Source organism: Rummeliibacillus sp. TYF005 (assembly GCF_003844195.1).
Taxonomy (GTDB): Bacteria; Bacillota; Bacilli; order Bacillales_A; family Planococcaceae; genus Rummeliibacillus.
In genome coordinates this window covers 1-9,417 of sequence record NZ_ML122605.1, presented here as the reverse complement: position 1 = coordinate 9,417, position 9,417 = coordinate 1, and the positions used below count along the sequence as shown (strand labels likewise).

Below are 9,417 nucleotides of genomic sequence, written 5' to 3'. Positions count from 1 at the left end.
GAAAGTGTTCAAAACTACTTGACGCTTACATCAAACCATTTGAACAAAGTTTTAAGACTGATAGAATGTCAACTTTATTGGTGAATCCACAATTGAAGGAAGAATACGATGTAATATATTCTGAAATTTCTAAAGAACTAGATGTTTTGGTGAAGAATTTAAAAAGTGCAGCAGCGATAAAAAAAGATATAATAAAAATTTTTTGTGAAGCCTTTGGAGAAAGTGAAAAAAATTTTATAACGTTGCTTTTGAAAATAGAGTTAGAAGTAAATTCTACAACAGAAAGTATTTATGAAAATATTAAATACAACGAAATATTTGATGCCAAAATTATTAATTTTATAAAATCTAAAGAATTTAAATCGTATATTAGTGAATATATAAAAAAATATGATGAATTAATAAGTGAATCAAAAGTTTTTAAAAAAGGATTTAATCATAATAATGCAGCAACTATTCAGAAGGAATTGAAAGACAATGGATATTTTGATGCTAACCATTCTGTCATATTAAATATAGATGATAGTAAAATAGAAATTAATACTTCAACAGAGTTGCTTCAAAAATTCTCAGAAGAGCAAAATAGAATATTAGAAAATGAAGAATTAAAAGCTATTTTTAATGAAATAGATAAAAAGTTAACTAACAGTCAATTAAAGGGATTTCGTGATTTATTAGTAGCCAGACCAGAGATTTTACCAGAGTTAAGAGATTTGGCAACTTTAAATAAAAATTTATGGATTACATATCTTTCAAAAAATAAAGAACAATTTAATGTGGTTATAAATAAATATAAGGTTGGACAACAAAAGCTTAAAGATATTATAGAGAAAGCTAAAAATGAAAGTACCAAGTGGGAAAAAGTAGTGGACATTTTCAATGGGCGTTTCCATGTTCCTTATACAGTTGCGATTGAAAATAAAGAAGATGCTATTATTAAAGAAACTACGCCAAATATAAAATATTATTTTGGAGAAAATGAAGAAGAAAAACATTCAGTTGATGAAAATTTATTATGGAATATTTTAAGTCAAGGTGAAAGAAGAGCTTTATATTTACTTAATATTATTTTTGAGATTGAATCTAGGAAAGAAGCAAATCTAGAAACTGTTTTTATTATTGATGATATAGCTGATTCTTTTGATTATAAAAATAAATATGCGATTATTGAATATTTAAAAGAAATAGCTAACGATCCACTATTCAAAATGATTATCTTGACGCATAACTTTGATTTTTTAAGAACAGTACAAGAAAGAATTTGTGGTGGACAAAAGTATACAAATACATTTATGGCAGTTAAAGAACCAGATAAAGTGACTTTAGAAAGATGGGACTACGGTTATATTAGCAATCCGTTAAAATTTTGGAAAATGCATTTAAATGATGAATATAATTTAATTGCATCTATAACTTTTGCTAGGAATTTGGCGGAATATCTAGGCGATGATGAAAATAAACTTGCTCTAACATCTATTTTACATTTAATGAAAAATACTAAACGTATAACAATCACAGATATAGAAAAAATTTATAAATCTATTTTCCATGATATTGAAGAAATCAATATTGAAAATAAAGATAGAAAAATTTACGACCTTATTATGGAATCTTCGAATAATATTCTTAGTCAAGAATGTGAAGCTGTAAATTTAGAGCAAAAAATTGTTTTGTCGATAGCGACTCGCTTATTAGCAGAAGAATATATGTTACTTAAAATTAGTGAAGAAGAAACTAGGGATGATTGGGGTAATAATCAATATGCTAAACTTCATAAAAGAATTAAAAAAATGCATAATATTCCAGAAGATTCATTAGAAGTATTAGAAAGAATAAATATAATGACCCCAGAAAATATTCATTTAAATTCATTTATGTTTGAACCTTTATTAGATCTCTCTAATGAACATCTTAAGCAATTATTTAAAGATATAAAAACAATTATTTTAAAAGAAGAGTTAGTTACACAATAATTTCACCTAAAATAAAGGTTTTGGGAGATTGTGTGTAAAGATTGATTGCCTTGCTATAAACCCTTTTAAACCTGTTTTTTATTTTTCTTATACGGGGGAAATAAAAAAGAAGGTGAATTCACACCTCCAAAATCGCTCTTACAACGCATATTTTTAATGTATCGAAGCTAAAAACGTAGCTAACGAATTAATTTAGTTATGAAAACCGTTCCTAAACGTTGATATAACAATATTCCTATAAGAAGCGGGTTCGATTCCCGCCGTCTCCATAGAGTAATTTCATTGAGTTTCAATGAATCTAAAAGCCCTTGATTATCAAGGGTTTTTATTTTTGCATATCCACCTTTTTAGTTCTATTCTTATATTAATTATGTAACATCTAGAGAATTAGGACTATACTCCTTAATTACGGTTAACATTTTTTATTTTAGTCAAACGGTAATCGAAGCTACTGTATTCACAATACCACGAAGATTCTTCTAGCATATATTAAAGCATTCATTGTACAAATAGGATCATCATCCATATCTCCATATAATAAAGCAAAAAGAGATCAACATATTACTGGAAAATAAAAAAACATCTCTTTTGTTATTCCATTTTGGTAAGTTATAGAGAATTTGTGTGATAGAATTACTATAGATTAGGAGGTTTGAAACTTGAAAATTAGTATTCTAATAAAAAAATCCCCCATAATATGGAGGATTAAAAAAGTGCTATAATGCTTAGGGTACAATAGAAAGATAGTAAAGCTTAGTATAAAGCAAAAAAATGTTGAAGTGAAATTGTTCCTGCAGAAGATAGTAATACAGCAGCTGCAACTAAACAATTTAGGAAGATAGATTTCTTTTTCATCGTTTCTCATTCCTTTCTTTTATGTTATATAAGTTATTATAATCAATAAATTTCAATTAAAATAAAATGTAAACAAAATTATACATAAATCTTTAAATTAGGGGGTTATTAAATGGAAATTGGCCAAGTTATTAAAAAAATACGTACAAATAAAAACATTACACAACAATCACTAGCCAATGCGATTGGTATGACTCGTCCCTATATTGCTCGAATAGAATCTGGAAAAAATAGTATTTCATCGGATAAGCTTACAGAAATATTGGATTATTGTAATGTAACTTACAATGAGTTTTTCTATATGAAAAATGACTATAAAAAAGAATCAAAAATGAATGCCTATAATGATGTAATAAAGTTATTCTATGATAAAAAAATAGAAGAAATTTCAAAAATAAAGAAAGAAGCGGAAAAGAAATATAAAGAAAATGGCGACATTTTTTTAAGACATTTATATATTTTATGTCATTGTATGGAAAATAATTTGGATGTAGATAAAATAAATAAGGACTATATTCAGGAAATGGCAGATTATTTATTAAGTATTGATGATTGGTGCTACCATGAGTTAGTTGTATTAAATAATTTTTTATTTATATTTCCTCCTGCTACTGCTCTTTTAATGTCAAAAAATTTACTGAAATATGCAGAAAAATATAAGGAATTGAATTCGGATACAAAAGTATTAAGCTATTTAATATTTAATCTTCTAGAATTAAGTATAAAAAATAATGACATTGAATCTGCTAGGATGTTATTAAGTGCTACGAAAGCATATACAATAAAGAACACTGAGTTTTTTGAACTAACATTATCATTGTTTTATGAAGGAATGCTAAATATAATAGATGATTTAATTCTGGAGGGAATTGAAAAGTGCAATAAATCTTTAGATATATTCAATACTTTAGGTAATGAATATTTTTATACAAAATTAAAAGAGGACCTAGACAATCTATTAAAAAAGAAGCTGGCTTCAAATAAAAAAGATAACGTATAAAATAATACACAAAAAGTTATTATTGCCTATTAATAAGTTTAAATATATATAACGGAAAATATATTTATTCGCTTCTAATTGCTTATTTAAAAATTTGTTTATATGCATTTAGAATTATAAGGTCGGGTGGTAATAATGGGTAAAAGGTATAGTATCTTTTATTTGCTTTTAAATCTTATTTTAATCATTTTATTTGGAGTTAGTCTTTTTACTGATAACCTAACAGTTGTAAATATTATTATTTTTTCTATTGTGCTGATCGTTCAAGTAGGGTTAGTCAATTACTTTAAGGTGCTTCATCAAGATATCGAGAAAAAGGTTGTGGATACAGAAAAAGATTTAATGGCTACTGAGGAAAAAATAAAGCATGAAAGGTATTTTGATGATATTACAGAATTACCAAACGAACGATATTTGTTAGCCAAAATTAAAGAAAATCTACATGCTAATTCTTCTGATAAAGCGGTACTAGTTTTTGAAATAGATAGGTTATCTTCTATTAAGTCTTTTCTCGGCTCTGTTTATTCGGATTGCCTATTACGTAATGTGGCACAAAGATTACAAGAGCAATTATCCGACCAATTAATCATTGGGAAGTTAAGAGATGATCAATTTGTCATTTTAATCGATCATTATGAAAATCACGATGATATTTTGAATTTTTGTAGCCAACTTCAGAGCATAATGGAAACACCTTTTGAAATTCAGTATTCTTCTTTGAATAATAGTTTGAATATTGGTATTTCATTTTATCCGAAAGATGCAGAGTCGGAGTTGGATTTAATTAAATTTGCTCAAATTGCAGCATACGAGGCAAGAAATACGCATGAACATATTTTGTTTTATGAAGAATCCATGTCTGATGTCCGAACTGTTAAAGTAACATTGGAGAATGATTTGTTTAATGCACTAAAAAACAACGAATTATTTTTAGTGTATCAACCTCAAGTAAATACTATGACAGGTGAAATTAGTTCAATGGAAGCGTTAGTTAGATGGCAGCACCCGAAAAGAGGGTTGATCTCTCCAGGTGAATTTATACCTGTTGCTGAAGAGTCAGGGTTGATAAATCCAATTGGTAAATGGGTACTTGAAACAGCATGTTATGAAACAAAAAAACTTCAGGATCACTTGGGAAGGTCAGTTAAGATTGCGGTTAACTTATCATTGTGTCAGTTATTTCAAGGGGATTTTGTTCAAACCGTGAAACAAATATTAGAAAAGACTGGATTATCCCCACAATCATTACAATTGGAATTAACGGAAAGTATGACGATGAATACGGATCACCTTACACCAATACTTCATGATTTAAAGTCGCTGGGCGTTACATTAGCTGTTGATGATTTTGGGACTGGCTATTCGTCTTTATCTTATTTGAGGGATTTGCCAATCGATTGTTTGAAAATCGATTGCTCATTCGTCAAAAATATCCGACCAGATACAAGTAACGAGCCAATAGTGGATATGATTATTTCAATGGCAAAACATTTAAATTTAAAAGTAGTTGCGGAAGGTGTAGAGGAAATAACGCAGTTTAATTATCTGATGAAAAGTAAGTGTGACTTTATACAAGGATATTTATTTAGTAGACCAATAACTATTGAACAAATTTCCAACACTCTTTGTGACGTACAACGTAAAACAAGAGAAATGATTCAATCATTACAAGAGCAACATACACATGAGGCTGTTCGAAAAAGTTTATGAAATAGACTTTGAGGGCAGACCTCTATTTTTATTTCTATTGAACTTTTACTATATTCTTGACAATTTACTCCGATAAATTATATGGAATACAACAAAAGGGTACAGTCAGGGAAACTTGGTGTCACAAAGCTACAGGGGCTAAGGATTTTATGATATCTATGTCAGCCAGCTACCGTTACCCAAACGAGGAGGAAAAGGTAATGAAAACAAGAAATGTAACAAAAATTTTAACAGGTCTAGCAGCAGTTAGTTTAGTACTTGGCACTACTTCTTTAGTAAGTGCAAAAGGTGCAGATCATGGTAAATCAGGTCATAAAGAAAAAGTAGAAAAAGTAGACAAAACAAAAGATAAGAAAAAAGAAAATAAGAAAAAAACAGTTATTAAATCTAAAGCTGGAAAAACAGTTGAAAAGCGTTTGAATTCGGTTAATAAAAATGTATCAGCTATTACTAAATCTATTAACATATTTTTCGGAGTGAATGAAGATGGTACAACTGATAAAGAGTTAAGTGAAAAAACTGCTTCAAAAAAATATAAAAGCTATAAAGGTAAACTCAAAGCAGAGATCAATAAACTACGTACAATTAACAAACAACTAAAATCATTAAATAAAAAGAATAGATTAAGTGAATCAGATTATGAAGCTTTAATTAAGAAATCCGAAGAACTAGAACAACTTGCAAAAGACGAGATTGATAGAGTCGAATCACTAGCAGAACAAGCTTCAACCACTAAAGAGGATTCAGAACAAACTAATGCTACAGATGAACAAAAAGATTCAGATGGCCAAGAAGATACTGAGGATGCAGAAGAACAAACAGAATCTGATGATCAAATAGATTCTAGTGATAAAAATGACCAATCAGATGCAGAAGAACAAACGCAAACAGATGATACATCAGATCAACCCTCAACTGTAGATACAGCAACTCCTACAGTTCCAGCTCAATAATAGAGACGGTTACTAACTCGATAGATATACTTAATACATGGGCATGAGTTCAATAATTTGGACTCATGTCTTTTGTTTTTTATAGATGTTGATGTATCTGATTCATTTGTTAAAGTCAATATTTGAAGATGGAAAAGTAACCGGGAGCGGTACGCATGAAGAGATTCAACAATCGCATCCCTATTATCAGCAGCTATTATCTAGTACATCGCTTTCCTAAAGGTAGTGGGGTACATCATTTTTAAAAGGAATTGACTGTTCCAATTAGAACTTTCAATTCCTTTTACCGATTACCGATTCACCTTAAAATTGTAAAGATTTCATTTTCGTATTTTTGCTAATAACTTGTTATGCAATCGTACAAAAATAATATATGAAAGTAAGGAACCTATTAAAGCCATAGTCATATCCCATTCTGCATCCCAGCGATCACCTTGCATGCCTAAAAATCCTTTTGCCACTTGGGTACCCTTGGCAATTTTATAGGATAACATTTCGACGATTTCGTATAAGGAAGCAATCATCATTATGGTGGTAAAGCTGAAAAAGAAAAGCCAAGCTCCTTTTTGAATTTGTGTTTTTCGAACAATGATTTCTCTTACAATGATGATAGCCATTCCTTTCATCAAATGTCCAAAGCGATCATAGTCGTTTCTCTTTAAATCAAACTTATCTTTTATCCAATCAAATAGAGGAACTTTTGCAAAAGTATAATGAGCGCCGATAAATTCTAGAATGACTAATATTGCAATGATGATATAGGAGAGTGTGGTAAAGCGAAATCGATGATATGTCGCGATGACGATAATAAGACAGATAAAAATAGGTCCTCCATCTGCTGCCCAACTTGAATAACTCAAAGGTTTAATGAGCGACCAGATTAAAACTACAACTACGATTAGTAACAAAAATAAATGGATTTTTTTAGTGATAGGTTTGTTTTGAGTCATTACAGCCTTCCTCTTTCAAAAACATTAATTATATTAATGCTAAAAAAGGGAACGATTGAAGTCGATCCCTTTAAAATATTTTAAATGATTATTCTGGTTTATGAAGTGGGGGATGAGCAATCCATCCCTTTTCTTTGTTTAACTTTAACAGTTTGTATCCAATCATAGCCCAATCCATGTGATATTTAGCAAATGATTTTGCAATATCTTCACGAGTACATTGTCCCATGACCATACTACAAGCTACTAGCCCTTGTCCGACATTTACTGATACTGTTGCACTGATTTGAGGATCGACATACCTTGCGCCAGCAGGAATATCTTCTAAATTTGCTTTGGGTACTCCTGGTAAACTAGGTGGAGGCGTAATGCCATTGTTTTTGAGAATCTCTTCTACTTCTTTGTTATGCCTTTTCATCATCTCAATTGCATCTTGAAGAATCTTTTTAAGATCTTCATCACCTGTATGGTTTACAGAAATTTCATATCCACTGATTAAACCATTATTAGCAGCAACGTATGACCACAATCCTGTAACTTCACCATAATGTAACGGTTCAACTTTAGGGTTACCATCCATAACACCCATATAAACTCCTCCAATCTTATTGTATAAACTTATCATTTTCTTAAAATGGTCTTTTTATACATTATAAATATTTATGTTTGGAACAAAATAAATCAAATGACCGTCTACTATTCAAACTGTTAAAATGGCTTTATGATATGATGATATGGCATAATTTGTTATATACAGAAAGTGTCGACGAGTAGTAAAATAAATATTTTGAAATGTACTTTTGATAAGCTTTTAGAGGTGAATTATATTTGGAAAAGCGAAAACGATTATTGCAAGGGATTTTAGTGGTATCTGTCATTGAAATCTTATGCTTTTATTTTATAGGTAGAGATTATTTATTTATCAATGGATTAGACGACATGATTACCTATGTTGTTGTGGGAAATGTGTTCTTTTTTGTTAGTTACTTTTTATTGGTCGAAACAAGTAATTTCCGGAAAAAGTATATCTTAATAATCATTGCTTATGTGTTATTAGTAGTTGCACCTTTTGTTTATAAGAGTCATATTCCAACTTTTAATGCAGAAGATGCTACGGAAATTATTCAACGTACAGAAGGCGGAAAGGTTGTCAAAGATCGAGTTTTTGGACAAACAATGATCGATTATGATGGACAAGAGGTCTACATTATTACTATTAAGAAAAATAAAGAAATTGAACGCTTCGCATTTGATCCAAAAACAGAGAAATATTTTTCATTTGGTAACTAGAAAAGGGGATTTCAAATGGCAGAACATATTTTCACTTTAACTGCATCTTGGCCAGGTGGTCGTAATTCGGTAGGAGAGATTGCATCTGGGCAACTCCAAACAAAGGTATCCATTCCTCCTGAAATGGATGGACCAGGAGTAGGGACGAACCCAGATGAAATGCTTCTCGGTGCTGCAGCGACGTGCTATATCATCACGTTAGCTGCAATGCTTGAACGTGCAAACTTAGAAACTAGTAAGTTGACAATGACTTCAGAAGGTTTGGTAGATGTAACGAATGGGGTATTCACCTATGTCAAAATCACACATAAACCTAAAATTGTAATCCCAAGTACTTACACAGAAAAACAAGAAAGACAAGTTGTACGTCTTGCGGAAAAGGCAGAAAAGACATGTATGATTAGCAAAGCTATTCGCGGTAACGTAGAACTAGCCCTAGAAATCACCATAGATTATGAATAATTTAGGAAACACCTTTTAGTTTAGTAGCTGAAAGGTGTTTTTTTTTGCGATTTCGCTCTAGGTAGGACGTAAATTGTTAAGATATGGTATACAATTAAAAAGGAGCGAATAAAATGCACAAGATCATTTTTCGCGGCTTAAATGAAAGTATGAGACTAGTAAAACCAGTCGCGAAGAAAAAGAGTATATCGTCTTCTGTGAATTCGCTCTCGATAGGACGTAAA

General features: G+C 30.3%; 8 protein-coding genes and 1 riboswitch. Of the genes, 6 read left to right on the top strand and 2 right to left on the bottom strand.

The window, feature by feature from the left end:
* The 4 genes from CW357_RS18405 to CW357_RS17230 all read left to right on the top strand — a co-directional run.
* The coding region (locus CW357_RS18405) for an ATP-binding protein (protein WP_164489642.1) at positions 1–1,973 on the top strand (1,973 nt) is incomplete at its 5' end.
* A gap of 967 nt (positions 1,974–2,940) precedes the next feature.
* On the top strand, positions 2,941–3,828 hold the full coding sequence (locus CW357_RS17240; protein ID WP_124218700.1) for a helix-turn-helix domain-containing protein: 888 nt from the start codon (positions 2,941–2,943) through the stop codon (positions 3,826–3,828).
* A 135-nt stretch (positions 3,829–3,963) separates the two neighbouring features.
* Entirely contained in the window at positions 3,964–5,538 is a 1,575-nt protein-coding gene (locus tag CW357_RS17235; RefSeq protein WP_124218699.1) for a putative bifunctional diguanylate cyclase/phosphodiesterase, read from the top strand.
* Positions 5,539–5,626: 88 nt separating this feature from the next.
* Positions 5,627–5,715, top strand: a riboswitch (cyclic di-GMP riboswitch).
* A gap of 23 nt (positions 5,716–5,738) precedes the next feature.
* The gene (locus tag CW357_RS17230) at positions 5,739–6,491 is read left to right on the top strand and encodes a hypothetical protein (RefSeq protein ID WP_124218698.1); all 753 of its coding nucleotides are present in this window, start codon (positions 5,739–5,741) and stop codon (positions 6,489–6,491) included.
* A 320-nt stretch (positions 6,492–6,811) separates the two neighbouring features.
* Here CW357_RS17230 and CW357_RS17220 read toward each other — a convergent pair whose 3' ends face one another.
* The gene (locus tag CW357_RS17220; RefSeq protein WP_124218696.1) at positions 6,812–7,441 is read right to left on the bottom strand and encodes a DUF2238 domain-containing protein; all 630 of its coding nucleotides are present in this window, start codon (positions 7,439–7,441) and stop codon (positions 6,812–6,814) included.
* 88 nt (positions 7,442–7,529) lie between these two features.
* Positions 7,530–8,030, bottom strand: coding sequence for a DUF3231 family protein (locus CW357_RS17215; protein ID WP_124218695.1), 501 nt, complete (start codon positions 8,028–8,030; stop codon positions 7,530–7,532).
* Positions 8,031–8,269: 239 nt separating this feature from the next.
* Between CW357_RS17215 and CW357_RS17210 the strand changes: the two genes are divergently transcribed.
* Positions 8,270–8,731 (top strand): hypothetical protein, encoded by a 462-nt coding sequence (locus CW357_RS17210; RefSeq protein WP_119414640.1) that lies wholly within the window; start codon positions 8,270–8,272, stop codon positions 8,729–8,731.
* A gap of 15 nt (positions 8,732–8,746) precedes the next feature.
* A complete protein-coding gene (locus CW357_RS17205; protein ID WP_124218694.1) occupies positions 8,747–9,193 on the top strand; it encodes an OsmC family protein in 447 nt (148 codons plus the stop codon).
* Positions 9,194–9,417: the final 224 nt, after the last annotated feature.